This window comes from Marinobacter sp. HL-58, from assembly GCF_001314605.1.
Classification (GTDB): Bacteria; Pseudomonadota; Gammaproteobacteria; order Pseudomonadales; family Oleiphilaceae; genus Marinobacter.
Genome location: NZ_LIHP01000011.1, coordinates 32,275 through 57,587, shown reverse-complemented (window position 1 = coordinate 57,587; position 25,313 = coordinate 32,275). Strand labels below are relative to the sequence as shown.

At 58.0% G+C, this 25,313-nt stretch carries 20 protein-coding genes and 1 tRNA gene; 7 read left to right on the top strand and 14 right to left on the bottom strand.

The window, feature by feature from the left end:
* Together recG and HLUCCO03_RS09355 are read left to right on the top strand one after the other, a co-directional pair.
* Entirely contained in the window at nucleotides 1-2,076 is a 2,076-nt protein-coding gene (gene recG, locus HLUCCO03_RS09360; RefSeq protein ID WP_027830814.1) for an ATP-dependent DNA helicase RecG, read from the top strand.
* Nucleotides 2,077-2,206: 130 nt separating this feature from the next.
* Nucleotides 2,207-3,571 carry an HDOD domain-containing protein gene (locus HLUCCO03_RS09355; RefSeq protein ID WP_027830815.1) on the top strand — a complete coding sequence of 455 codons (1,365 nt, stop codon included), beginning with the start codon at nucleotides 2,207-2,209 and terminating at the stop codon, nucleotides 3,569-3,571.
* 326 nt (nucleotides 3,572-3,897) lie between these two features.
* On the opposite strand, the gene HLUCCO03_RS09350 is transcribed toward HLUCCO03_RS09355, so the two are convergent.
* The 5 genes from HLUCCO03_RS09350 to HLUCCO03_RS09330 form a co-directional block, all read right to left on the bottom strand.
* The gene (locus HLUCCO03_RS09350) at nucleotides 3,898-4,353 is read right to left on the bottom strand and encodes a DUF2489 domain-containing protein (protein ID WP_027830816.1); all 456 of its coding nucleotides are present in this window, start codon (nucleotides 4,351-4,353) and stop codon (nucleotides 3,898-3,900) included.
* A 20-nt stretch (nucleotides 4,354-4,373) separates the two neighbouring features.
* Nucleotides 4,374-6,668 carry a molybdopterin-dependent oxidoreductase gene (locus HLUCCO03_RS09345; protein ID WP_027830817.1) on the bottom strand — a complete coding sequence of 765 codons (2,295 nt, stop codon included), beginning with the start codon at nucleotides 6,666-6,668 and terminating at the stop codon, nucleotides 4,374-4,376.
* A 288-nt stretch (nucleotides 6,669-6,956) separates the two neighbouring features.
* Nucleotides 6,957-10,271 (bottom strand): Ig-like domain-containing protein, encoded by a 3,315-nt coding sequence (locus HLUCCO03_RS09340; protein ID WP_027830818.1) that lies wholly within the window; start codon nucleotides 10,269-10,271, stop codon nucleotides 6,957-6,959.
* Between the two features lie 13 nt (nucleotides 10,272-10,284).
* A complete protein-coding gene (aupA, locus tag HLUCCO03_RS09335) occupies nucleotides 10,285-11,622 on the bottom strand; it encodes an alkane uptake protein AupA (protein ID WP_027830819.1) in 1,338 nt (445 codons plus the stop codon).
* A gap of 350 nt (nucleotides 11,623-11,972) precedes the next feature.
* Nucleotides 11,973-12,212: a TIGR02647 family protein gene (locus HLUCCO03_RS09330; RefSeq protein WP_027830820.1), complete on the bottom strand. Its 240-nt coding sequence runs from the start codon at nucleotides 12,210-12,212 to the stop codon at nucleotides 11,973-11,975.
* Nucleotides 12,213-12,347: 135 nt separating this feature from the next.
* On the opposite strand from HLUCCO03_RS09330, the gene HLUCCO03_RS09325 reads away from it, so the two are divergent.
* Nucleotides 12,348-12,680 carry a tRNA-binding protein gene (locus HLUCCO03_RS09325; RefSeq protein WP_027830821.1) on the top strand — a complete coding sequence of 111 codons (333 nt, stop codon included), beginning with the start codon at nucleotides 12,348-12,350 and terminating at the stop codon, nucleotides 12,678-12,680.
* 62 nt (nucleotides 12,681-12,742) lie between these two features.
* Here the strand turns inward: HLUCCO03_RS09325 and HLUCCO03_RS09320 are convergent, their stop codons facing one another.
* Complete coding sequence (locus HLUCCO03_RS09320) at nucleotides 12,743-13,402, bottom strand: PEP-CTERM sorting domain-containing protein (RefSeq protein WP_027830822.1); 660 nt, start codon at nucleotides 13,400-13,402, stop codon at nucleotides 12,743-12,745.
* Between the two features lie 598 nt (nucleotides 13,403-14,000).
* Between HLUCCO03_RS09320 and HLUCCO03_RS09315 the strand changes: the two genes are divergently transcribed.
* Complete coding sequence (locus HLUCCO03_RS09315; protein WP_155939876.1) at nucleotides 14,001-14,609, top strand: hypothetical protein; 609 nt, start codon at nucleotides 14,001-14,003, stop codon at nucleotides 14,607-14,609.
* 92 nt (nucleotides 14,610-14,701) lie between these two features.
* Here the strand turns inward: HLUCCO03_RS09315 and HLUCCO03_RS09310 are convergent.
* From HLUCCO03_RS09310 to rpsU, 4 genes are all read right to left on the bottom strand, one after another.
* Nucleotides 14,702-14,778: transfer RNA gene (locus HLUCCO03_RS09310), tRNA-Ile, on the bottom strand.
* A gap of 126 nt (nucleotides 14,779-14,904) precedes the next feature.
* Complete coding sequence (gene rpoD, locus HLUCCO03_RS09305; RefSeq protein ID WP_027830825.1) at nucleotides 14,905-16,752, bottom strand: RNA polymerase sigma factor RpoD; 1,848 nt, start codon at nucleotides 16,750-16,752, stop codon at nucleotides 14,905-14,907.
* Nucleotides 16,753-16,934: 182 nt separating this feature from the next.
* Nucleotides 16,935-18,668, bottom strand: coding sequence for a DNA primase (gene dnaG, locus HLUCCO03_RS09300; protein ID WP_027830826.1), 1,734 nt, complete (start codon nucleotides 18,666-18,668; stop codon nucleotides 16,935-16,937).
* 153 nt (nucleotides 18,669-18,821) lie between these two features.
* On the bottom strand, nucleotides 18,822-19,037 hold the full coding sequence (gene rpsU, locus HLUCCO03_RS09295; RefSeq protein WP_007153483.1) for a 30S ribosomal protein S21: 216 nt from the start codon (nucleotides 19,035-19,037) through the stop codon (nucleotides 18,822-18,824).
* A 239-nt stretch (nucleotides 19,038-19,276) separates the two neighbouring features.
* Between rpsU and tsaD the strand changes: the two genes are divergently transcribed.
* Nucleotides 19,277-20,332, top strand: coding sequence for a tRNA (adenosine(37)-N6)-threonylcarbamoyltransferase complex transferase subunit TsaD (gene tsaD, locus HLUCCO03_RS09290; RefSeq protein WP_027830827.1), 1,056 nt, complete (start codon nucleotides 19,277-19,279; stop codon nucleotides 20,330-20,332).
* On the opposite strand, the gene plsY is transcribed toward tsaD, so the two are convergent.
* Complete coding sequence (gene plsY, locus HLUCCO03_RS09285; RefSeq protein ID WP_027830828.1) at nucleotides 20,329-20,922, bottom strand: glycerol-3-phosphate 1-O-acyltransferase PlsY; 594 nt, start codon at nucleotides 20,920-20,922, stop codon at nucleotides 20,329-20,331. The genes tsaD and plsY overlap by 4 nt on opposite strands.
* Nucleotides 20,923-21,081: 159 nt before the next feature.
* On the opposite strand from plsY, the gene folB reads away from it, so the two are divergent.
* Together folB and folK are read left to right on the top strand one after the other, a co-directional pair.
* Nucleotides 21,082-21,438 (top strand): dihydroneopterin aldolase, encoded by a 357-nt coding sequence (gene folB / locus HLUCCO03_RS09280; protein ID WP_027830829.1) that lies wholly within the window; start codon nucleotides 21,082-21,084, stop codon nucleotides 21,436-21,438.
* Nucleotides 21,438-21,956: a 2-amino-4-hydroxy-6-hydroxymethyldihydropteridine diphosphokinase gene (folK, locus tag HLUCCO03_RS09275; RefSeq protein ID WP_027830830.1), complete on the top strand. Its 519-nt coding sequence runs from the start codon at nucleotides 21,438-21,440 to the stop codon at nucleotides 21,954-21,956. The genes folB and folK overlap by 1 nt, the downstream gene beginning before the upstream one ends.
* Before the next feature lie 15 nt (nucleotides 21,957-21,971).
* Here the strand turns inward: folK and pgi are convergent, their stop codons facing one another.
* The 3 genes from pgi to panB are packed head-to-tail and all read right to left on the bottom strand — an operon-like array spanning nucleotide 21,972 to nucleotide 25,302.
* Nucleotides 21,972-23,636 carry a glucose-6-phosphate isomerase gene (gene pgi, locus HLUCCO03_RS09270; protein WP_027830831.1) on the bottom strand — a complete coding sequence of 555 codons (1,665 nt, stop codon included), beginning with the start codon at nucleotides 23,634-23,636 and terminating at the stop codon, nucleotides 21,972-21,974.
* Nucleotides 23,637-23,662: 26 nt separating this feature from the next.
* Nucleotides 23,663-24,511, bottom strand: coding sequence for a pantoate--beta-alanine ligase (gene panC, locus HLUCCO03_RS09265; RefSeq protein WP_027830832.1), 849 nt, complete (start codon nucleotides 24,509-24,511; stop codon nucleotides 23,663-23,665).
* A complete protein-coding gene (gene panB, locus HLUCCO03_RS09260) occupies nucleotides 24,508-25,302 on the bottom strand; it encodes a 3-methyl-2-oxobutanoate hydroxymethyltransferase (RefSeq protein ID WP_027830833.1) in 795 nt (264 codons plus the stop codon). Before panB ends, panC begins: the two co-directional genes overlap by 4 nt.
* Nucleotides 25,303-25,313 lie beyond the last annotated feature (11 nt).

Sequence of the window (25,313 nt, the reverse complement as noted above, 5' to 3'; positions counted from 1 at the left end):
ATGACGTCACTGGAGGACATCCCGGTCACCACTCTGAAGGGCGTAGGAAGCGCCCTGGCCGAAAAACTCGCGAAACTGGGCATCGGGTCGCTTCAGGACCTGCTGTTTCATCTGCCGCACCGATATGAGGACCGCACCCGCATTATTCCCATGGGTAACCTGCGTATAGGGGATGTCGGCGTGGTGGAAGGCGAGGTGATGAAAGCCGACCTGGTAATGGGACGTCGCCGCAGCCTTCAGGTAACCCTGAAGGACAACAGCGGTTTCCTGGTGATGCGGTTTTTCCATTTCAACGCAGCCCAGAAGAATCAACTTTCTGAGGGTGCGCGGGTCCGATGCTTCGGAGAAGTACGACCGGGCCGCGCCGGATACGAATTCTATCATCCGGAGTATCAGGTCAACCCACCGCCCATGCCGGCCCATGGTGAAGCGACGCTGACTCCGGTTTATCCCCTCACGGAAGGGATTCAGCAGCCCCGGGTGCGCAGCCTTTGCCAGCAGGCTCTGGGTTACCTGAAACGTTTCCCGATTCGTGAGTGGCTTCCGCCGGAACTGCTGGCAAGTTACCAGTTGCCCGGCATATCCGAGGCCGTGGAACTGGTGCATTCTCCTCCGGCCAGCGCTCCGGTTCACTTGCTCATGGAAGGGCGCCACCCGGCCCAGCAGCGGCTGGTGATGGAGGAACTGCTGGCCCATCAGCTCAGCCTGCTTCAGGTGCGCCAGCAGGTACAGGCCCGTGAAGCCTTGCCGCTGCTGCCCACCGGCGATCTTCCCGAGCGCTTTCTGGACCTGCTTCCCTTCAGCCTTACCGGCGCTCAACGCCAGGTAATGAGCGAGATCCGTCAGGACCTGAGCCAGCCGGTTCCCATGTTGCGGCTGGTGCAGGGGGATGTGGGTTCCGGTAAAACCGTGGTGGCGGCTCTGGCTGCATTGCAGGCAATCGGGGCCGGCACCCAGGTGGCCCTAATGGCGCCCACCGAGATACTGGCGGAGCAGCACTATCACAATTTTCAGGGCTGGCTGGAGCCCCTGGGCATCCGGGTGGCCTGGCTTTCCGGCAAGATCAAGGGCAAGGGCCGCAGGGAAGTTCTGGAAGAGATCGGCAACGGGGCAGCGTCCGTCATCGTGGGAACCCACGCCCTGTTTCAGGAGGATGTGGCCTTCAGCAGGCTGGCGCTGGTCATTGTGGATGAGCAACACCGGTTCGGGGTGCACCAGCGCCTGGCCCTGCGCGAGAAAGGCGTAGGCGGCACCATGGCGCCACACCAGTTGATCATGACGGCAACCCCGATTCCCCGTACCCTGGCCATGAGTGCCTATGCGGACCTGGACACGTCGGTGATCGACGAACTGCCTCCCGGCCGTAAACCCATTGAAACCATTGCCATCCCGGACAGCCGCCGTGATGATGTAACTGACCGGGTTCGCAAGGCCTGCAGGGAAGGCCGCCAGGCGTACTGGGTATGTACACTGATTGAAGAGTCCGAGGCGTTGCAGTGCCAGGCTGCAGAGGTCACTGCCCAGGAACTGGCGGAACGTCTGCCGGACCTGAAGGTGGGCCTTGTGCATGGCCGCCTCAAGACCATGGAAAAAGCAGCGGTAATGGAGCAGTTCAAGAACGGTGAGCTGGACCTGCTGGTGGCCACCACGGTCATCGAGGTGGGAGTGGATGTGCCCAATGCCTCGCTGATTATCATCGAGAACCCGGAGCGGCTGGGCCTGGCCCAGTTGCACCAGCTGCGGGGCCGGGTTGGCCGGGGGGAAGAAGCCAGCTTCTGTGTGCTGATGTATCACCCGCCACTGTCGCTCAATGGCAAGGCCAGGCTGCAGGCCCTCAGAGATAGCCAGGACGGATTCGTGATCGCCGAGAAAGATCTGGAAATACGGGGCCCCGGCGAGGTTCTTGGTACCCGCCAGACCGGCATGATGCAGTTCCGCCTGGCGGATTTTGAACGCGACAAGGGCTGGATTGAACCGGTGCGGGAAATGGCGCCGGGCCTGATGAAACAGCCGGCGCTGGTTCATGGCCTGATTCGGCGCTGGCTGGGTGAGCGAATTCGCTACGGCGACGTATAACCAGCAGCCGTTATGCATCAAAAGCTGTTGGAAACTAGGCTGAAGTCAAAGTCGGGTCGTTGTTTGTGCCCTATACTGGACGATAACCACCGTGCCCCGCGAGGCACCGTCACTATTTGGGGAGAGACTTATGGAATTACCTGTCGCAGTCCGGCAGGCACTGGGTGATTCAGCAGCCGGTGTTTCCCTGCGTGATGTAAGTCAGGCAATGGACGAAGAGCTGCTGCGCATGGTGCTGCTCAGTGACGAACAGGGAAACCTGCAGGTCATCTGTCGTCAGGGGGACCTGCTGGACATCAATACCCTGAATAAAGAACTCGGCCGTGACCTGCGAGTCATGAAGCGGCGGGAGCAGGTGCGTGTCCGGGAGCGTTCCGGGCTGACCGAATTGCCGGCCCTGCCGTCACTGACGGGATGGCCCACCGTGGTGGATACCCGGGTGGACGAGCTGGCCTCGGTTGCGCTGGTTCTGGGCGAGCAGAATCTCTGCATGGTCATGCCCGGCGATGAGTTCAGGGCAATTACTGCCTCAGCCGAGAGGCGGACGTTTTCGGTGGAGGCGGGCACCATTGCCGTCAACCTGGACAGCCCGGAACGTGACCGGGATCAGCTGCACTCCGCCATCCGGCGATTCACGACGCTTCGTATCCAGCAGCGCCTTGAAGATACCCTGGAACTGCCGCCACTGCCTGAAACCGCGCAGCGGATCATTCACTTGCGGGTTAACCCCAACGCGGTGATGGGCGACCTGGTGGACGTTGTGGAAAGTGACCCCAGCCTGGCGGCCCAGGTTGTCAGCTGGGCGTCGTCGTCTTTCTATGCTGCGGCCGGCCAGGTGCGTTCGGTACATGATGCGGTATCACGGATTCTGGGGTTCGACCTGGTGATGAACCTGGCCATGGGCCTGTCACTGGGCCGGGCGCTCAAACAGCCCCAGGACCATCCTGAAGGTTACGTGGACTACTGGCAGCAAGCCATCTGGCAGGCCCAGTCAGCAGGCATCCTGGCCAGCATGATGCCCCGCGGTGAACGCCCGGTGTTTGGCCTGGCTTACCTTGCCGGGCTGCTGCATAACTTCGGGTACCTGGTTCTTGCCCAGGTGTTTCCGCCTCACTTCAAGCTGGTGTGCCGTTCTCTGGAGGCAAATCCTCATCTGGACTCATCGCTGATCGAGCACTACCTGCTGGGCGTGACCCGTGAGCAGATTGCGGCGGAGCTGATGCAGAACTGGGGTATGCCGGATGAAGTCTGCCTCGCCATTCGCAACCAGAAAAATCCGGACTACACCGGCCCCCACGCAGTGTACGGAAAGCTGTTATGGCTGGGCCGGCAGTTATTGACCCGGCGGGGTGTGGCCATGGGCCCGGGAGAAGAAGTAACCCCGGAGTTCTATGAGACCCTGGGGCTGGATCCTGAAAAGGTTGAGGAGCAGTTTGATGAGCTGGTTCGCAACAAGGACAGCATCATGGCCATGGCCGGGATGATGAGCCAGTAAACCTGTTCCGCGGACCTAAAAAAGCCGGCCCGAAGGCCGGCAAGCTCACCCGCTTGTTGCAGATCAAACCAAACGTGTTCAGGAGAAACAAACAGGGCCGTTGCAGGGTCGGTGAAGGCAACGTCCTGCTTTAAACTTAGCCAATCCGGAGAGAAATAAAAGCCGGGTGTGTCAGGGTTTGGTGAATGAGCGGGGTGTCATATTCCGGTCATATCTGAAGAGATTGATTTGTAAAGCTAATCATATTTTCGGCGGCGAAAACTGGTTACAAATCGTTACAAAAATGCGGTATTGCTGCGGGCCCAGGCCAGCCACCGGCCCTGAGATCAGAACTGGTGGTGCCGAATGGCCGTTGCGGCTCTCCGGATGGCATCGGCGTGTTCCTCTTCCACCGCCAGTCTTTCCCTGTCCATCTTTTCCACGAACCTGCCCTCGGTTTCCTGGCGTGCCCGGTGGGTAGGCATGTGCTGGATCAGGTCATGAACCTCCTGGAACACCAGGTAGGGTGACTCTGCCAGCAATTCAGGGGCTACGTGGTCCAGCAGCCCCTTGATGCGCAGGCAGGCCTCGGAATATTCCACCTGGTCCTCTTCCACAGCCATGGCCAGAACGCGAATACTCTCCACCATGCTTTCCCGGCGTTCTCTCTGGAAAGCTTCGGTTTTGGCCTGTCGTTTCTTGCTGTCCTGCAGGGTGCGGAACTGGCGGGCAATAAACGCCACCAGTAAGGCGATCACCAGAAGACCGGCAATAATCAGTGTCCATTGAAGCCACGGGGGCATAGATATCTCCGTTCTGAAATTCAGGCCAGTTTGCGTGAACGCTCCGCGCGCCAGACTTTCACGTTCACCGTCTGTCCGTTTAGTACGGACGTACCCACCAGCGGATCTGTTTCCTGATCACTGATGACATCATTGATGCTGGCCCCGGGGTGTGCAACGGCGACGGACTGCCGGGTGCCATCGCGATGGTGGCCCCAGCCGTGAGGCACGGAGACCACACCCGCCATGATGTCGTCGGTGATTTCCACCGGTAAAACAATCCTGCCCGCCGGGGAAGCGACTTCGGCGGAATCACCCGCCTGAAGTCCACAGCGGGCCGCATCCTGAGGATGTATCATCAGGGTACAGCGCTCCTTGCCTTTAACCAACCGCTGGTTGTTATGCATCCAGGAATTATTGCTGCGCACGTGGCGGCGCCCGATCAGCAAGAGTCCCTCCGGCGAGGGCGCCGACAGCAGGGAGTGCAGGCGGCCCAGATCGTTCAGGTAGCGCCGGGGAGCCAGGTTCACCTTGCCATCGCGGGTAAACAGCCGGCCGGGCATGCACGGCCGAAGCGGCCCCAGGTCCACCCCGTTGGGCAGCTGTTTCAGTGCGTTGATCGAAAGGCCCTTGGGAAGATCCTGCCAGCTACGGTTCAATGGGCTGAGTTTCGCAAGGCCACGCAACGGATGGCGCTCGGGGAGGATATCCATGACCAGATCAACAGCCGGCTGCACCAGGCCGCGGGCGCGACCAATGTCGGCGCCATAGGGGCCGGCGCGCAGCATCATGTCGAGAATAGGGTCGGGCCCGATCTGCTTGAAGGCACGCCAGCCCAATTCTGCCCGCACCGGCAGCCTGCCACCCTTGCGTTTTTTCTCCAGCCGGTGAGCCAGCTCCAGCAGAATCTGCCAGTCATGGCGGGTATCCTTGCCGGCGTCGAACAGCGCCGGGCTGTATTTGGCGGTATTGCGAACGGCCAGCATGCTGAAAATCAGGTCGTAGTGGCTGCGTTCCAGACCAGCGGTGGGCGGCAGGATGACATCCGCATGTCGGGTGGTTTCATTGAGGTAGTAATCCACCGATACCATGAAATCCAGCCCGCTGAACGCCTCATCAAGACGGCCACCATTGGGGCTGGACAGCACCGGGTTGCCGGCAACTGTGACAAAAGCACGGATCTGTCCCTCACCCGGGGTCAGTATTTCGTCTGCAATGGTGCTGGAGGGATATTCACCGCCAAACTCCGGCAGCTTCTTCACCCGGCTGAAGCGCTTGGCAAAGTGACCGCGCTGGCCCGACATGCCGCCAAGGGCGATAAGGTCGATCGCAGGTTGGGAAAACATCACACCGCCGGTACAGTCCAGTTTTCCGGTCAGTATGTTCAGTACGTAGGCAAGCCAGGTGGCAACACCGCCAAAGGCCTGGGTGCTGGTGCCCATGCGGGTATACAGGGCGGCCCGCTGTGTGGTGGCAAGCTGGCGGGCCAGGTTGCGGATGTCTGCTGCAGGCAGGCCTGTGTGTTCACTCACGGCTTCCGGGGTAAACCCGAGGGAGGCCAGGCGTATCAGGTCGACATCCCTGGTCCAGGGTTCTGCATGGCCCAGGTTGACGAGATCTTCCTCAAACAGGGTGCGCACCATCGCCATCAGTAACAGGGCGTCGGTGCCGGGGCGGATAAAGTGGAATTCGTCGGCCAGTTTGCCGGTTTCGGTCCGGCGGGGGTCTACCACCACCATTTTGCCACCGCGCGCCCTGAGGGCTTTCAGCCGGCCGCGGAAATCCGGCACTGTCATCAGACTGCCGTTGGAGGCCATGGGGTTGGCTCCAATGCAGATAAACAGTTCGGTGCGGTCAATATCCGGGATCGGGAACAGAATCTGGTGGCCGAACATTTCCAGGCTGGCCAGCATGTGGGGCAGCTGGTCGTTGGAGGTGGCCGAGAAGCGGTTCTGTGTGCCCAGTGCCCGCAGGAATGGCATGGTTGCAACCAGCGAGCCGTGATTGTGAACATTGGGGTTGCCAAGGTAGGCACCAATGCTGTTGCGGCCATATTCCCTGCGTATGCTGTGCAGGCGGTCTGCGACCAGGTCAAAGGCGTCGTCCCACTCCATTTCCTGCCAGCCATCCGCTGTGCGGCGAACAGGTTTGCGCAGGCGCTCGGGGTCTTCGTGGAGATCCTGCAGGGCGACGGCCTTGGGGCAGATGTGCCCATGGCTTAACGGGTCGTCCTCATCACCCTTGATCGAGGCGATATGGCCATCCTTTACCTCAATCGCTACGCCGCACATGGCTTCACACAAATGACAGGTACGGTAGTGGGTGCCGTTTTCCATGGGTTCTCTCTCCAAGCAGTTTTTATATTGTCTGACCCGGTGCAACGGCAATCGGGTACGGCCTTCCAAAACACGCTTTAAATACGTCCATGTAACGCTCGGGCTCCGCCATCCATGGCTCCGCACGGTTTTGGAAGGCCGCACCCGATTGCCACGAGTCTTCAGAGTTGGTTTCAATAGGCAACCAGATTAGCAGGAAATGCCTGATAGGGGAAAACTGGTTGTTGGCCCTTCAGGCCACAAAAAAGGCCAGCCCGAGGGCTGGCCATGAACAGCGGAGCCTGAAGATTAGTACTCTGCTGGGATTTCCTTGATTGGGTTGGAGATGAAGTTGAGGTACAGGCCGTGATAAGGGATCTCTAGCGGCAGCTTTACTGCTGAGCCCTCTCCCTCAATGAGTTCATCACAGGAATCTGTTCCACTTCCGGTGAATACCCCACCAAGACAACTAACGAGGCCGACTAGAGTTGTGGACTCATCGCTGCTGCCCGCAACCACAACGTCTATCGCAGGATTTTCTTTATTGATATTCCTTTGTTCAATTTGCATCCGCCCATCATCGAAGAATTGAATATCTCCCTCAAGATCCAGAGTAAAGGGGTAACTGAACAGGTTGTGTGCCAACAGGTTCAGTTCTCCCAGCGGCAGATGCAGATTCGGTGCATCCAGCATCAGGCGTGCTTCGGTTTCAAATTGTGGTTGTCCATCCTCGCCCTCGGAGATATAGCCCTCAACTAAACCTAACGGGTTATCTTCTGTCTTCTCTTGATATCGCATCCTCAGCACCTGAGGGCCAGTTGAAGACTCGGAAGGTTTACCTGCGAGGTTATAGAATACGGTAGCCGGTGAAGTGACAAGTAATGTGGGATAAAGCAGTACCTTAACCCTTCCAGTCTCTTCTCCGGTTTCCGGATCAATCTCAGGGCCAACGACTTCAGTGTTGAGGCCGTATGTCTGGTAAATGAATTTTTCTTCAGGGCAGTCGTCCCCGCTGTAATCGCATCCGACCCTTGCGTTGCGTTCTTCGCCTCCGTCGTTGCCAAGAACGGTGGCATTGCCTGCCATGGCTAGCCGCGATGCATTGGGTGGTGTTACGTAATGATCTTGTTCCACGCCTTCGGGATTCTCTGCAAACTCGAAATCGAATGTTTCAAAGTCATCAATTTCATAGTTTGAATTGGCATCCCTGATTGGCAGGTTTCGCAATGGTGTGAACACAGTATCCAGCTGTGCGTCCCCACGGAAGAAAATCTCCAGAGATTCGCTTCCGTTGGCTGTCGGACTGAGCAGATGAGAAGCTGCAAAAGCTTTACCATTTTCACCGCAAATTACACTGGTGCAGTCGGCGGCAGACTCGTCCTCGGTCTCGGGGTCACCAAACTGGGCAGAGACGAGCGTATATTTGTAAAGCTTCCCTTCGTCCCATGGCTTTTCCGGGTAGAAGCGGACGCGTTGGTTATTCTTCTCTATCCTTCCCGCTACAGTTTCGACAGAATTACCCGAATCATCGACTTCTTCGACAATAAACGTGGAGTCATTGATCGTTTCGAGGTCCATGGATTGTGAAAATACGACGACTATCGGTCTGTCTGCGGGTAAGGTCGTTATTGGCAGACGATCCCGTTCACGATCCTCGGGCAGATCGCTCCCTTCTTCAGACAACTTGTCTTTGCAGTAGCCGTGATCGCCATCCTCACCAAGGTTGACATCAGTGGTTACGCAAGGGAATCCAGGGTAGGTTGTTAGCGCAAACGGTGAACGCTGAGTCACTGCATCCGGATCACCAGTTTCCGGCAAGCTGAAGTTCAATGCCGGGACGCTGGCGGCATTTCCGGCAAGGTCGGTCACTCCGCCGATGTTGACGGTATAGTCTACGCCATGTTCTAGACCACCTTCCGGATTCAGCACAAGTACGGTGCCGTCTACCTCGGCACTGAGTGTGCCATCTTCGATGGTCAACGGAACGCCGTCTTCATCAAGGGTAACATTCCCCTCAATGGAATCCTCATCCAGCGGCTCATCAAAGTTCAGCACTACAGGGTCACCTGGCCGCTGCATGTCCTGGCGGGTATCCGGCAGGGCGTCTTCGGGCCCCGGCATCCAGCTCACCAGTTGTGGGCCGGTAGTATCCGCGAGTTCGTCGTCGCGCTGGTCTGCGGCATCCAGAGCCGATTCGGAATCGGTCGCGGCTTCGATGCGGAAGGCGATGGTGGAGTCGGTGAACTCCTGGCCCAGCAGGTTGGGTTCAACCATGCCGATGGCGTCGATGGTCAGTACGCCATCCTCCACGATGGCAATGCCGGACAGCTCCACCCCGAGCAGGTCCTGGGACAGGGAGGCATTGGGCTGCGCCTCCTCGGTGTTCATGGACACGTCCATGAACAGTCTGACGTGACGCGGGGCGTTCTGGTCGTCCGTGTAGGGGTTGGGCATCAGGTAGCCGGTGGCATCCGACAGCATGGTGACTTTGATGTTGCCGGTTTTCTGGATCTGGCCGGTTTCCGGATCAATGATGGGAACCGTGCCGTTGATGCGCACATCCAGGCTGCTACTGTTCAGCACGCTGCCCTTGGGTACGCGCAGGGGCAGGGGCTCGTCGGCTTCAAACGATGGCGCATAGGCCAGTTCCGCAAACAGCCCACCGGTCTGTTGTGACGGACCAGCAATACCCTGGAGTACGGAATTCAGGGTGACACCATTGATAATCTCACCGTTGAGGCGGGAGCGGCGGGCGCTGTCCTCGTCAGCACCGGCGTTCAGTCCGGAGTCGATGACTTCCTGGAAAAGCACAACGGTCGGGCTGGTGTCCCGCGGTGTGACCTCTTCACTGAACTCCTCCAGGGTATCGCCATTGATACCCGGCAGGTTCCGGATGGAAACTGTATAGGTCTCGCCGGCTTCCAGAACATCGTCTTCACGGCCGCATTGTTCAGGGCTGTCCGCGATGCAGGGGTCGATGGTGATATAACGGCCATTCACCAGCACGGTTGCCGGTACTGTGTCGCCGTTGCTGTCTGTCAGCTCGATGACACCGCCACGCCCCTTCCATTCTGGATGCACCGCCCTGGTCAGGCGCAGGCGGAACGTGGAGAAGTTCATGGGCCGGAAGGTATTGTTCTCGGACGGGATCATCTCGGCCACGGTAAATCCGGAGCCCAGCTCATCAAGCGCCGCGATACCGCTGAATTCGCCCCGGGTCGTGAACTGTATCCCGTCCGGGCCGATGGCATTGGGCGTCGGGATCGGTCGACCGCCTTCGGCTTCAAGTTCTTCACTGAACTCCACCGTGTATTCCGTGCCGGGACTGAGCCTTTCATCCGGAGATATCTTCAGGCTCCGCCCCTGATCAACCGGCTCTGACGAGAAGTCGATGTTATTCTCGCCGTCGCTGATACGGATCTTGCCCCCGATGTCGTCATCGGAAAGGGCATGTGAAAACCGCAGTACCAGGTCTGCTTTGGGGCTGACTTCGCCCTGTCCGTCGGCAGGATAGGAGTAGACAACGGAGCCCGGCTTTGCAGGCTCGTTGATGGATTGTTCATCACCCCCGCAGGCTGCAAGCAGCACGGCGGGAATCAGTGCCAGGGTCTTGTTGTACTTCATGGCAGACTTCTCCTCAGAACTTCAGGGTGATGGAGCCGCTGATGACATGGATGTCGCCGTCGGCAGTGGCCTGCTGCTCATTGCCGTCAAAGTCGACGATGGTGAAATCCCGGTCCTGCAGTTGCTGGTACTGGTAACCCAGGTCCAGCCGTACCGGGTAGGCCAGCAGGCGGGTGCGCTCATAGGTCGCGCTGATACCCAGGCCGGCCACAATCTTGTCTGTGTCCAGATAGTTCAGCTCCGGATTGCGGGTGGTCTTGAGCGGGGATTCCTCATAGGCCAGGCCGCCACGAACCGCGAAATTACGGTTGAGCTGGTATTCGCCACCGATCCGGGGGACGAGAATGTCGTCGAAGCCGATACGGTTCGAGGCACTGACGTCTTCCTGGTCCTTGATGGTGTCGCCGGAGAATTCATCTTCCAGTTCCGACCAGTTCTGCTGTTCGATGCTGCCACCTACCCGCCAGCCATCGCCCTTGTACTGGGTGCCAAAGGTGATGGTTTCCGGCTGGAATGAGTCAATGGTCGCAACTGCCAGGCTCAGGCCCGGGTCCGGGATGGTCTGGGTAACAATGATGTTGGAGTCCACGGCAGTGGAGGCGGAGGATTTGGTGCGATAGGTCACCGCGCTCTCCCATCCGTCGAGAAAACAGTCACTTTCGGGGCAGAGGGTGTCACCCCATTTAACGGTGGTGCCGAGAATGGATTTCAGGGACGGCTCGGCGTTCACCGCAAGTCGCTCCCGGCTGGTTTCTCCGCCCAGAGTGGATACTGCATCCAGCTGTGCGGCCGCTTCCAGGGTCACACGCACCGAGAAACCACCGGAAATGCCCCGCCAGAGCGGAGTGGCACCACCAATATTCAGAAACAGCGGCTCTTTGCCGTACTGCAGGTACTGGCCTGTTTCCGAGGTCTCGGAAGAGAAGGCCAGCATTTCCTTGCCGTACTTCTCAACGCCCGCGATGAAACCCAGATAAATGGGATGCTTGAAGCGGGTCAGGGAAGCCAGGTTGGTTTTCATGCCGATCAGCACATGCTGACTGGGGGAATCGGAAACAATGTCGCCATCCGCATCAGAGCGGCTGGAACGCAGCTCCTGTTCAGCATGGAGGATGCCGCCAGTAAGCTCACCGCGCTCATCACTGGTGAGGTAAGACGGGTTGTAGTAGGTGGCAGACACCTGTTCATTGAACATGGACAGTGACTGGGCAGTTGCCACATCCACCGGCATTACACCGTAAGTGGTGCCGAGGTTGCCCATACTGGCAGACGCGTTCAGTGACAGGCCGGCCGAGGCGGCCGCAACGGCAAGTGTCGTCGCACGCAGGGAAAAGCGGGAGGTCAGAACCATGAAATACACTCCATTCGTTTGTCTTGTTATTGGCCTTCACCGTGCCAACGGAGAGCGCGAGAGGGCTATGAACCATTGTTGGTACGTTTGTTCGGAAAGCAGTGTAGTGTTCTTGTCTTATCGGGACGTTGGCTGTCTTGACAGTCTTTGATGTCGGAATGACCACCTTCCGGACAAAGATGGTTTGAAAATGACGTTATTACAGAGTCTTATGAGGCCTGAAAAGTTTTTTTCTGTTACGGGGAGTTGTGAACTGTTGCGGGTTTTCAGAGGGGGGAATCAAAAGGCTCCGCCAGGGAGCCACTTGGTAACGGGCAGGCAGGATACGCAATATCAACTGAACCGGTATCTCAGCCGCTGGTCAGAACGGATAATACTTTCTGTGCATGCTCGGCGGTTTCGCTGCCAAGGCTTGTCAGGTAACCCCCGTCTTTCTGGGTAATCAGTCCCTTGTGGTGAAGACGCTCAGCCGCGGCAACCATCTCCGGTGCTGCCGAATGCTGATGAACTTTGATACCTTCCTGCGCGGAAGACAGGTCGAACAGGGCCAGGAGGTTGAGTTCGTCAATGTGGTCGGAAGAGAAGGGCATGGTGGTTTCCTTGTGTTATTTTTTAACGACTTCAGTGTAGTTGTATACGATGCCAGTGTATTCGGCAAAACGAATTCAGCCTTGATATTTCCCTTGTCCGGGTGCTTACCCGTAAATCCCCGAGGAGAGTCGTGAATGATCAGTTGGGAAGACTTTGAAAAAGTAGAACTGCGAATTGGAACCATCATTGAGGTAAACGAGTTTCCGGAAGCCCGAAAACCAGCCTACAAGTTGAAAGTTGATTTCGGCCCGGAGGTGGGTGTCCGAAAATCCAGCGCCCAGATCACCGATCTTTACGATCCCGAGACGCTGTTGGGGAAACAGGTACTGGCCGTGACCAATTTTCCACCGAAACAGATTGGGCCTTTTATTTCAGAGTGTCTGGTGACGGGTATCAAAACAGATGAGGGAGCAATCTCACTTGTGACGCCTGACAATGAGGTCAGTAATGGGCAGCGGCTAATATGAACTGTTACATTAGAAAAACTCCCCTTTCGAGGAGTTTTAATCGGTCATGAATACGTTGAAGCTTACAATTTTTTCTGTGCTTTACGCCTCGCCGTCAAAAGGCCAATAATGCCCAATCCCAACAAACCGAGAGTGCCTGGTTCCGGGACTTCAACTGGTGGACGCCCGATACCAATCAGCTTTGATGAGCCTTCCTCGAAGTAGTTTTCGGGAATGCTTTGGACGCGCATGCCTACTCTCTGATTTGAAAATTGGTTCGCGTCCAAGCCGTCAATCGTCAAATCAAAGCTAAGCGTCTGGTAAAAGTCTGGCCCTGCACTTCCAGTTATGACTGCAAAATCCCAATTGGTTTCGCCAGTCCCTTCCAAGTTTAAATTTCCTCCAAGACTTGAGCTGACTGAGTCTTCGCCAAAAAATGAATCCACAACTATGCCAGAGGGATTTTCGTTAGTAATTGTGGGAGACCCTGAAAGTGCACTAAAGTCGGCAAAATCAAACCAGATTGCCAAAATATCACCTTGGGTAAGGTCTGCGTTAATTGGGTCCGAGATGTCTGCAGAAATATTAACCGTATCGGTGCCAGAATCCGAAAAGGTTACCTCACCAAAAAAGCCACCGCCGTTAGTTACATCCTCCAACTGTGTAGTGATGACGGCACTATTGGCAACAGACGTGATTGAAAGGATAAATGCTGCTGAAACGAATCGTTGGAAATAGTTCATTGATCTTGACTCCTTGGTATCGGCACCGTTGCCGGCTATGAGGTGTACTAATGCATTAATCGCGCCATTACAATTTGTCTTTATTTATCATAGATCTATGGCTACCCCCTTTTCGGCGCATGTAAAATTTTTCGACATAAATTTTAAGTGGCTACAATAGTTGCAAATAATTATGGCTAGCTTTGTGGAATCATCTGCCATTCGAGAACTATGGCGTTCAACGGTATATATCGGTCCCGATTGTCAAAGAAATCTACAACCAGGTTACCCAAGAGCTACCGTGCCAATCCTTCTACAGTGCCTTCGGGTCAGCATTGGATAGAGCGGAAATCAAACTTCCGAGGGGGCAACTCACCCACATCTGCCACGACACCACTTTCGCCAGCCATTTTTTAATGAGCGGCGGCTATATCCGCGCACTCCATAAGGTACTGGGGCGCTCGGATTTAAAGTTGACAATGAGATACGCACATTTTGCACCTGATTATTTGGAAGAGGTTGTTGAGAAAGGGCGCTCCCTCAGTGTTAACGCACGTGCAGATCCCATCGATAGAGGCTACGTTTAATTGGTGTCGCTACTGTAGCCGGGAGATTAGTTTTGAAAAATTTAACAATTATTAGTGTGTGTTTTTTGCTCTGTCCATTTTCTTTTGGGGTTGTTGCAGAGGAAGAACTGGAACTTAATGCTTCAGTGTGGGGGCATGATCCAGCCTGGCTGGTATTAAAGAACGCGGAGATGTTCGACGTTCATTTGGATGACCAGGTTGGCGATGGCTGTTGGACAGACTTAAGCGGTGCAAAGAACGCAGTTGAACTTCAACTAATTCGAAGTGGATATGAAACCCAGGATGGAAATGATGGTAGCGCTTTTATTCCTGATGTTGTTATTAGTGCCTTAGGTTACGAAATTCCAAGCACGGGGGGTTGTGCCATAGCTATGGAGTTTGAGGCTACCGTACCTGATGTTGGTGAGTATACCGTCGGAGAATCTGTCCTGAGCTCATTATATACCAAATCAGTTATTTCATATCAGAGTGTTTTGACATCGAGAAAATCAGAATCCAACGCAATGATAAAAAGCCAGTTCGAAAGTATGGCTCAACAGTTTTTGGTAGATATAGAGAGGGCGAAACAGGGAATAAGGGGTGCGTTGGAGACTCAAGATGAAAGCGCTGCCACTGAGTTCTGGATAGAGCTGTTGAAATAAGCCGCTTTCGGTATCGCTAGATATTCAGGTTGACACTTCGTCGACACATAGTCGTTTTACAGGGCAAAGAAGCGGTTTAAGTCATTGAAAAATGGTGGGCCCACCTGGACTCGAACCAGGGACCAAAGGATTATGAGTCCTCTGCTCTAACCAACTGAGCTATAGGCCCTTTTGTCAGCGGATGCTGCTTAAAGGTTTGCTTTTCGGGGTATCGTTTCCGGGCGGTGCCGGAACGAGAGCAACAAAGCGGGCGCCATTATACCGGTGAGGGCTGGCCCCCGCTACTGTTGTGGTGTTATCCGTTGCCCTGGTCGTCAATGAAGCCGCGCAGGTGGTCGGAGCGTGAAGGATGGCGCAGTTTGCGCAGGGCCTTGGCTTCGATCTGGCGGATGCGTTCACGGGTCACGTCGAACTGCTTGCCCACTTCTTCCAGGGTGTGATCGGTGTTCATTTCGATACCGAAGCGCATGCGCAGCACCTTGGACTCGCGGGCGGTCAGGCCGGAGAGTACGGAGCGGGTGGCTTCGCGCAGGCCTTCCGCAGTAGCGGAGTCGACCGGCGACAGGGCCTGGATGTCCTCGATGAAATCCCCCAGGTGGCTGTCTTCGTCATCACCGATCGGGGTTTCCATGGAGATCGGTTCCTTGGCGATCTTCAGCACCTTGCGGATCTTGTCCTCGGGCATTTCCATGCGCTCGCCCAGCTCTTCCGGCGTGGGCTCGCGGCCCATCTCCTGCAGCATCTGGCGGGAGATGCGGTTGAGCTTGTTGATGGTTTCGATCATGTGCACCGGAATACGGATGGTGCGGGCCTGGTCCGCGATGGAGCGGGTGATGGCCTGACGAATCCACCAGGTGGCGTAGGTGGAGAACTTGTAGCCACGGCGGTACTCGAACTTGTCCACGGCCTTCATCAGGCCGATGTTGCCCTCCTGGATCAGATCCAGGAACTGCAGGCCGCGGTTGGTGTACTTCTTGGCAATGGAGATAACCAGACGCAGGTTGGCCTCCACCATTTCCTTCTTGGCGCGGCGGGCCTTGGCTTCGCCGATGGATACGCGGCGGTTGATTTCCTTGATATCGGAAACGTCCAGGTCCACTTCGGTCTGGATATTGGCGATGCGCTTCTGCAGGCGAACGATTTCGTCGATGCGCTCGGCAATCAGCGGTGCGTAGGGCTTCTTGCTCTTGGCAATCTTCTCGGCCCAGTCCAGGCTGACTTCGTTGCCCGGGAAGGATTTGATGAAATCCTTGCGTGGCATCTTGCACTCGCGCACGCAGATTTTCATGATCGCGCGCTCGTTTTCACGTACCAGGTCGTTGGTGGAACGAACCACGTTGACCAGTTCGTCAAACGCCTTGTTGCCCAGCTTGAAGGGTGCGAACACCTGCCCCAACTCGTTCAGGGCTTCCTGGGTTTTCTTGTGGCCACGACCGTACTTGGCCAGGCATGCGTCAGCGGCATCAAGCTTTTCTTTCAGCAGTTCGAAGCGCAGCCGGGTTTCTTCCGGATCCGGACCGCTCTCGGTTTCTTCTTCGCTGTCGTCATCGTCATCATCGTCGGATGAGTCGTCGGAGCTGCTTGACGTGTCCGGCGTGTTGTCTTCGTCCATGAACGGCTCGGCGCCGTCCGGGTCGAGGAAGCCGGATACGATGTCGCTGAGGCGGCCTTCGTTTTCGATGATGCGGTCATAGGCCTGGATGACAGTGCCGGTGATGCCGGGGAAGTGCGCAACAGCCGCCATCACATCGCGGATACCTTCCTCGATGCGCTTGGCAATGACGATTTCGCCCTCACGGGTCAGCAGTTCCACGGTACCCATTTCCCGCATGTACATGCGGACCGGGTCGGTGGTACGGCCGGCGTCGGATTCTACGGCAGCGAGTGCGGCGGCAGCTTCTGCGGCAGCGGCTTCGTCGGCGGTGGAATCGCCGTCGGTCATCAGAAGTGTGTCTGCGTCCGGTGCAACTTCAGAGACCTGAATGCCCATGTCGTTGATCATGCGAATGATGTCTTCGACCTGGTCCGGGTCAGCAATGTCTTCCGGGAGGTGATCATTTACCTCGGCGTAAGTCAGGTAACCTTGCTCTTTGCCTCGTGCAATGAGATCTTTTAAACGTGATTTCTGCGAATTGCCTGACATAGACACCCTGTGAACTCGCTGGTAAAAGTAAAAAAGTTAAACAGCCATTATAGCTGTCACGCTATTGCTCTGCCACCGGATGGTTAGATGGTGATCAACACTGCAAGTTTCAAGTGCAGTGGCCTGTCCGGCTGCAGTTATTGCGTTTTTTGGCCCGCCGGCCCTGTCTTTTCTGTCGCTGTTCAGTCGTCGTTCTGCCCGGTCAGCGCCTTCAGTTCCTGCCGTTCTTCGGCGGTCAGGTCGGCCAGGCTGCGCTTCTCCGAGAGCAGGGAGGCCAGGCGCTGTTTGCGGGCCACTTCCCGATTCGGATTCAGCATTTCCCGCGCGCCTGCCAGGGTCTGCTCCCTTGCCGGCACATGTTCAATGCCGTCGAACAGGCTGTAAAACTGTTTCCTGGCCCGGTTATCCGTTGCCAGGTGATGGATCAGTGAACGCCTGTCGGAAATCGCGTTCTCCAGTATCCAGCCGGCGAACTGGCCGGCCTGCCGGTACTGGCGGCTGCTCCGGCACAGTTCGGCAATCTCGCTGGCCATGTCTGGTGCTTCCAGCAGGGCCAGGCAGAGCTGTGTGTCCTTGCTCAGCTTTACGTCAATCCGTTGTTCCTGAACCCGGCGCTCCCCATAACCGCCCTTGCCGTTCTGCTGGCGCCGGTTCTGCCAGTCCCCCCGGTTGGTGCCGCAGAGACGCAGCATTTCGTGCCACATGGCGTCCCTGAGGGTGCTCCTGGGCATTTTCTTCAGCAGGGGTTCCACCCTTGCCTTCAGCTCGCCCCGGTCTTCCGGCAGTGACAGGTCCAGCCCCTCGCTCTGCCGGTTGAACAGGTAGCGGGACAGCGGCGTGGCACCGTTGATACGCTCCTGGAAGGCTTCCGGGCCTTCCTTGCGTACCAGTGTGTCCGGGTCTTCGCCGTCCGGCATCATCAGGAATTGCAGATGCAGGCCGTCGGTGAGCAGTTCCAGGGCGTTTTCCATGGCCTTGTCTGCCGCCCGGTAACCGGCCTGGTCACCATCAAAACAGAAAACCAGATGCCTTACCTGCTTGAGCAGGGCTGCCAGGCTGTCCTGGTTAGTTGCCGTGCCCAGTGTTGCCACCGCGAAGTGGATACCGTTCTGCGCCAGGGCAATGACATCCATATACCCTTCCACCACAAGCAGTCTGTCGAGCTGGCGGATAGACTGTTTCGCTTCATAAAGGCCGTAGATCTCGCGGCTTTTATGGAAAACATCAGACTCCGGAGAGTTGATGTACTTGGCCTTGTCATCACCCAGCGTGCGCCCGCCAAAGGCGATGGTCCGGCCACGGCTGTTGCGGATCGGGAACATCACCCGGTTGCGGAACAGGTCCCGTGGCCGCCCGTAGCGGTCGGAGACAGTGCCGGTTTCGATCAGTGGCCCCTGCAGATCCTTGCTGGCACTGTCGAAAAGCGCCGTGCCGGTGCCAGGGGCGTAGCCAAGCTGGTACTGTTCAATAATGCTGTCGTCCAGGCCCCGTTGTTTCAGGTAGTCCCGGGCGAATTCGCCTTGCTGGCCCCTGAGCGCGGACTGATAGAAGCGGCTGGCATAATCCAGTGCATCGGTCAGGGTTCGTGCCTGCTGCATTTCCTGGCGCGCGCTCTGGTCGTAAGGCACTTCCATGCCGGCGCGGCGGGCCAGTTCTTCTACGGCGTCGGTAAACCCGAGGCCGTCAAATTCGCGGACAAAACTGATGGCATCGCCATGGGCGCCACAGCCGAAGCAGTGGTAAAAGCCCTTGTCCGGCCGAACATTGAAAGACGGCGTTTTTTCATCATGGAACGGGCAGCGGGCCTTGTAATTTCCGCCGGCCTTTTTCAGGGTGATACGTGATCCGATCAGCTCGGCCAGGTCAATCCGGTCAAGCAGGTCTTCAACGAAGCGTTGCGGGATCAGTCCACTCATGATGTCTCCGGTCGCGGGGAAAGAGCCGGGCCTGCAAGTACAGCCAAAAATGCCGCCGAAGCCAGGCCTCGGCGGCATTTTGGTATCGCTCTGTGCAGCCTGTGGCTTTACAGGCGATTATAGGCTTGCAGTCAAGCGGCGTCCGGATAAAGCTTAGTACAGACGCTCGAACTTGCGCTGTTCCCGCTGAAGCTTCTTGAGATGACGCTTGACGGCTGCAGCTGCCTTGCGCTTGCGCACGGCTGTCGGCTTCTCGTAGTGCTCACGGCGACGTACTTCCGACAGAACGCCTGCTTTTTCGCAGGAGCGCTTGAAGCGACGAAGGGCTACGTCAAACGGTTCATTCTCTTTCACTTTAACAGCTGGCATTCGAAAATCACCTACCTGATTGATTCGGTTTCTGTTTTGTCTGATCGACCGGATTGTCAGATCGACTCGATACCTGGTCAGATTGGCTAAAACTCGACCAGTGCGTATTTAAGGCCGGCAATGATAGCGCCTGCCCATGGCCAAGGTCAATGTTTGTTCGATGAAACTGACGGAGGGTTTCGGGTTTCTGCTAAAATGGCCCGCTGTATTCAACCAGCCCGGAGTAGTGGCCCTTATTTATGCTGATTCTCGGTATTGAAACCTCCTGTGATGAAACCGGCGTTGCACTTTACGACAGCGAGAAGGGGTTGCTGGCGCACGCCCTGTTCAGCCAGATTGCCATGCATGCCGATTACGGTGGCGTGGTGCCGGAGCTGGCGTCCCGCGACCATGTCCGCAAGCTGCTGCCATTGTGCGACCAGGTATTGGCGGACGCCGACCGGGTTCGGGGCGATATTGAAGGCATCACCTACACCGCGGGTCCGGGCCTGGTGGGCGCACTGATGGTGGGGGGCTCTGTGGCCCATGCTCTGGGGTTTGCGCTGGGTGTGCCGGTGCTGGGTGTTCACCACATGGAAGGCCACCTGCTGGCGCCGATGCTGGAAGACAATCCCCCGGCCTTCCCCTTTGTAGCCTTGCTGGTTTCCGGCGGCCATACGCAGCTGGTGCTGGTGAACGGCATTGGCGAGTATGAAATGCTGGGTGAATCCGTGGACGATGCCGCCGGTGAAGCCTTTGACAAAACCGCCAAGATGCTTGGGCTGGACTACCCCGGCGGGCCGAGGGTGGCCGCGCTGGCCGAGAAGGGTACCCCCGGGCGCTATCGCTTTCCGCGCCCGATGACCGACCGGCCGGGGCTGGATTTCAGCTTCAGTGGCCTGAAGACCTTCACCCTCAACACCGTCAATGCCGCAGAGAAGTCCGGTGAGCTGGATGACCAGACTCGCGCCGATATCGCCCTGGCCTTCGAGGCGGCGGTGGTGGATACCCTCACCATCAAGTGCCGCCGGGCCCTGGAGCACACCGGCTGCAAACGCCTGGTGATCGCCGGTGGGGTCAGTGCGAACAAGCGCTTGCGGGCCGGGCTGGAGGCAATGACCGGGAAACTCCGGGCCAATGTGTTCTATGCCCGCCCGGAATTCTGTACCGACAATGGAGCGATGATTGCCTATGCCGGCTGCCAGCGCATGAAAGCCGGACAGCAGGATGGTGACCGGATCGTCGCGGTACCACGCTGGCCCATGAGCACGTTACCGCCGGTGGGTGAACCGCGGGCAAACGGACTCGTTGACTAAAAGCCGGGCTCGCGGCCCTGGGCCATGCGGATCAGATTGTTGCGGTGCCGCACCACAATCAGGATGGCCAGCAGGCCAAACAGGGGCAGGGTGTCCGGCTCGATCAGGGCGCTGATGATCGGGCCGCTGACAATGGCGACGATGGACGCCAGTGCCGATATTTTCCAGCGCCACATCACCAGTGCCCAGATGGCGGCCAGCATCAGAGTGGTGGCCGGTGCCAGCGCCAGCCCGGCCCCAAGGGCCGTTGCCACGCCTTTCCCACCCTTGAAGCGATAGAACAGCGGAATCATGTGCCCGGTGACGGCGCACAGGGCCACCATGGCCTGGGAGAGAATGGACAGCTCTGCCTGGTGGGCAAACCAGACCGGCAGCCACCCTTTGGCGGCGTCGAGGAGCAGGGTGGCTGCCGCCGGTGGCCAGCCGCCAGCGCGGTAGACATTGGTGGCGCCGGGGTTGCCGGAGCCGAGGGCCCGCGGATCCGGCAGGCGCCAGGCGCGGCATACCGGCAGCGCGAACAGCACCGAGCCGGCCAGGTAAGCCAGGGCGCAGAGCAGAACTGTCAGTACCGGATCGCTCAGATAACTCATCGTTGGTGTTCATCGGCAAAGTGTAAAGACCCAAAGACGCGCACCGATCATTTATGAGAAAATGCCGGCCCCGCGACAGAGCAGGTCAGGATTTATACAGTATCCGCTGCCTGTACGTTATTCAATCAGCAAAGAGTGTAAGCCCGGGAGATCGATCCGTTGACAGACAGTGTACTGATCGAAGGTCTGGCCGTTGAGGCAATCATCGGCGTGTACGACTGGGAGCGGGAGGTCAGTCAGCGGCTGCTGGTGGATCTGGAAATGGCCTGGGACAACCGGGTGCCCGCGGCTTCGGACGACGTTGGCGACGCCCTGGACTATGCCCGGGTGAGCGAGCGGGTTGCGGCCTATCTGGCAAGCGCTCGCCCGCAGTTGCTGGAAACCGCCGCCGAAGGCATTGCCGGGCTGCTGCAGGCAGAGTTTGGCGTGCGCTGGCTGAGGCTGACCCTTCGCAAACCCGGGGCAGTGCCGGCCGCCGCAGCGGTTGGCGTGAAGATTGAACGGGGGAGCCTGTGATGGCGCGGGTGTATATCAGTATCGGCAGCAACATCGACCGTGAGCGCTACATTACGGCGGCCCTGGATGCGCTGGACACCTGGTTTGACGAACTGCTGATTTCCTCGGTGTACGAAAGCGAGTCCGTCGGTTTTGACGGCTCTCCCTTCTACAACCTGGTGGTGGGTGTCGACACGGGCCTGACCGTGGCGGAGCTGTCGGCCTGCTTCAAGCAGCTGGAAGCAGACAACGGCCGGCGGCGGGACGTGCCCAGGTTCAGCGCCCGAACCCTGGACCTTGATATCCTCACCTACGATGAGGAAATCGGCAGCATTGATGGCGTGGAGCTGCCCCGGGGCGAGATTCTGAAGAACGCCTTTGTTCTGCTGCCCCTGGCGGAAATAGCGCCGGCCGATGTTCACCCGGTCTGTGGCAAGCGCTACGACGCGCTTTGGCAGGCCTACGACCGCGACCAGAAGCTCTGGCCGGTGGATTTCACCTGGCAGGGGCGGCTGATTTCCCGGGCCGCTGCCAGGTAACCCTGCAACGTCTGCTCAGGACGAATGGTGTGAGCGGAACAGCCGGATCAGGTTGTCCGTTGAGCTGTCACTGGGTTCGGAACCCTCTTCAGTGTCCCCGGTGAGGCGGTCCAGGATGCCCTTGCCCATCTGTTTGCCCAGTTCCACCCCCCACTGATCAAACGAATCCACATCCCAGATGATGCCCTGCACAAAGGTGCGGTGTTCATAGAGCGCGATCAGGGCACCGACCGTCTCCGGGGTCGACTTGTCCATCAGCAGGGTATTGCTGGGCTTGTTGCCGGGAATGACCTTGTGGGGTGCCAGCTTGTCGATTTCCTCAGCGCTCATGCCCTCGGCCTGCAGCTCCGCTTTCGCCTCCTCCAGGTTCTTGCCCGACATCAGCGCCCGTGACTGGCTCAGGCAATTGGCGAACAGCGTGACGTGGTGGCTGGCCACCTTGTTGTGGGTTTCCAGCGGGATAATAAAATCAGCCGGAATCAGCCGGGTACCCTGATGTAACAGCTGATGGAAGGCGTGCTGGCCGTTGGCGCCAACGCCGCCCCAGATCACCGGGCCAGTCTGATAGTCCAGCGCTTTGCCATCCTGGCTGACACTCTTGCCGTTGCTTTCCATGTCCAGCTGCTGCAGGTGTGCCGGCAGGCTGCGCAGGTAGTGATCGTAGGGCAGGATGGTATAGGTTTCGGCGCCCCAGAAGTTGTTGTACCAGATGCCCAGCATGGCCATCACCACCGGCAGGTTCTGTTCCAGCGGCGTGTTACGGAAGTGCTGGTCCATGGCGTTGGCACCGGCAAGCAGGGCCCGGAAATTCTTCATGCCGATGGTCAGCGCCACCGGCAGCCCGATGGCGGACCACAGCGAGTACCGCCCGCCTACCCAGTCCCACATCGGGAAAATATTGTCTTCGGAAATGCCGAAGTCCACGGCTTCCGGGGTATTGGCGGTGACCGCCACAAAGTGCCTGCCGATCTGGTCCCCGCTGCCCCCGTTTTCCAGGAACCAGTCCCTGGCCACCTTGCTGTTCTCGAGGGTTTCCTGGGTACGGAAGGATTTGGACTGGATCAGGAACAGGGTGGTTTCCGGATTGACCCGGCGCAGCACCTCGGCAATCTGGGTACCATCAATGTTGGCCACATAGTGGCAGTTCAACTGGCCGTGCCAGTAAGGGCGAAGAGCCTCGGACACCAGCTTGGGGCCAAGGAAGGAGCCGCCAATGCCAATGCTCACTACATCGGTAAAGGCCTTACCGGTATGGCCCAGCCAGCGCCTGCTGAGCACGTCGTCCACGAACTGTGCCATGCGGTTCAGGGTGGTTTCCACTTCCGGCGTGATGTTGGTGCCATCCACGAGGAGGGGGTCGCCGCTGGTGTCCCTCAGGGCAACATGCAATGCCGGGCGCTTTTCCGTGACGTTGATGACGTCACCGCGGAACATGGCCTCGATGCGTTCCGGCACCCCACAGCTTCTGGCCAGCGCCATCAGCCCGGTCATGGTTTTGTCGGTCATGCGATTGCGGGAATAGTCCAGAGACAGGCCACCTCCGCTGATGAAAAAGCGGTCGGCCCGGTCAGGGTCATTGCGAAACAGGTCCCGCATGTGAGTGTTTTCCAGTTCCGCCTGATGGCTCGTCAGTGCCTGCCACTCGGGCCGGCTGGTGAGTGGAGCAGAGCCCTTGGACATAATGGAATCCTTTCTGACAGTTTTGGTTATCGGGTTACAGACAGATTGTCGATCAGCCGCGTGGTGCCCAGAAACGCAGCCGCCAACAGGGTCAGCTCGGTATCGTCGGCGCTTGCCGGCTTGAGAGTCAGGCTGTTGGCGATGTTGAAGTAATCCGGTCGCAGGCCGGCTTCGCTAAGGGCTTCAGTGGCTTCCCGCTCCAGCGCTGAAAAATCGCTGCGGCCATTGCGGATCTGTTCCGCCGTGTTCTTGAGGGTGCGATAGACAATGGGGGCGATGGCCCGTTCATCCTCGGTGAGGAAGCCATTGCGGGAGCTCTTGGCCAGCCCGTCGTCTTCGCGGATGGTGGGGCTGCCGATGACTTCAACCGGTATCATCAGATCCCGCGTGAGCTTCCGGATAACAGCCAGTTGCTGGTAATCCTTCTCTCCGAACACGGCGATATCGGGTTGCACCATATTGAACAGCATGGTGACGACCGTTGCCACGCCCTCAAAATGCCCCGGCCGGCTCGCGCCACAATGGCCTTCACTGACCTCGGGCACGATAACGCGGGTATGCCGTGCCAGACCCTGGGGATAGATTTCCTCGTTGGAAGGGGCGAACACCAGCGTGCTGCCGGCTTCTTCCAAGCGTTCCTGGTCTTCGAGCAAGGTGCGTGGATAGGTATCCAGATCTTCGGTTGCACCAAACTGCATGGGGTTCACGAAAATACTGGTGACCACGATATCTGCGGCCTCGCGGGCTTTTCTGACCAGCGAGATGTGGCCCTCGTGCAGGTTACCCATGGTGGGTACCAGCCCGATACGTTTGCCCTGCTGGCGATGGCTGCGAAGCATGGCGCGGAGTTCTTTGAGCGTATGGACGGTTCTCATGCCTTGAACGTATGCTCCTCGGCGGGGAATGATCGGTCGCGAACAGCGGCCACGTAGGCTTCGATAGCACCCTTGACGGATCCGGATTCCGCCAGGAAATCCTTCACAAAGCGCGGCTTGCGGCCGGTGGTCATGCCCAGCATATCGTGGACAACCAGTACCTGGCCGTCGGTATCGGCACCGGCGCCGATGCCGATTACAGGCGCCTGCACGGCCTGGGTGATGCGGGCGGCCAGCGGGGCGGGTACGCACTCCAGCAGGATGACGTCGGCGCCGGCGGCAACCAGTTCACAGGCGTGTTCGATCATCAGTTCCGCATGCTTTTCATCGCGCCCCTGCACCTTGTAGCCGCCAAACTTGTTGACGAACTGTGGGGTCAGGCCAAGATGGGCGCACACCGGAACGCCCCGTTCACTGAGGGCATGGATGGTGTCCTTCATCCAGTCGGTGCCTTCGAGCTTGACCATGTGGGCACCGGCACGCATCAGTTCGGCTGCATTCTCCAGGGCGGCTTCCGTGGTGCCGTAAGTCATGAACGGCATGTCAGCCATGATCAGTGATCCGCGATTGCCCTTGGCGACAGACGACACGTGATACACCATCTGGTCCATGGTAACGGGCAGGGTGCTGTCGTGCCCCTGGAGTACCATGCCCAGGGAGTCGCCAATCAGGATAACGTCAACGCCAGCTTCGCTCACGATCTGGGCAAACGTGGCATCGTAGGATGTCAGCACAGAGAAGGCTTCGCCCTTCTGCTTGTAATCCCGCAGGGTATTGATGGTAACAGCCATAGAATCCTTGC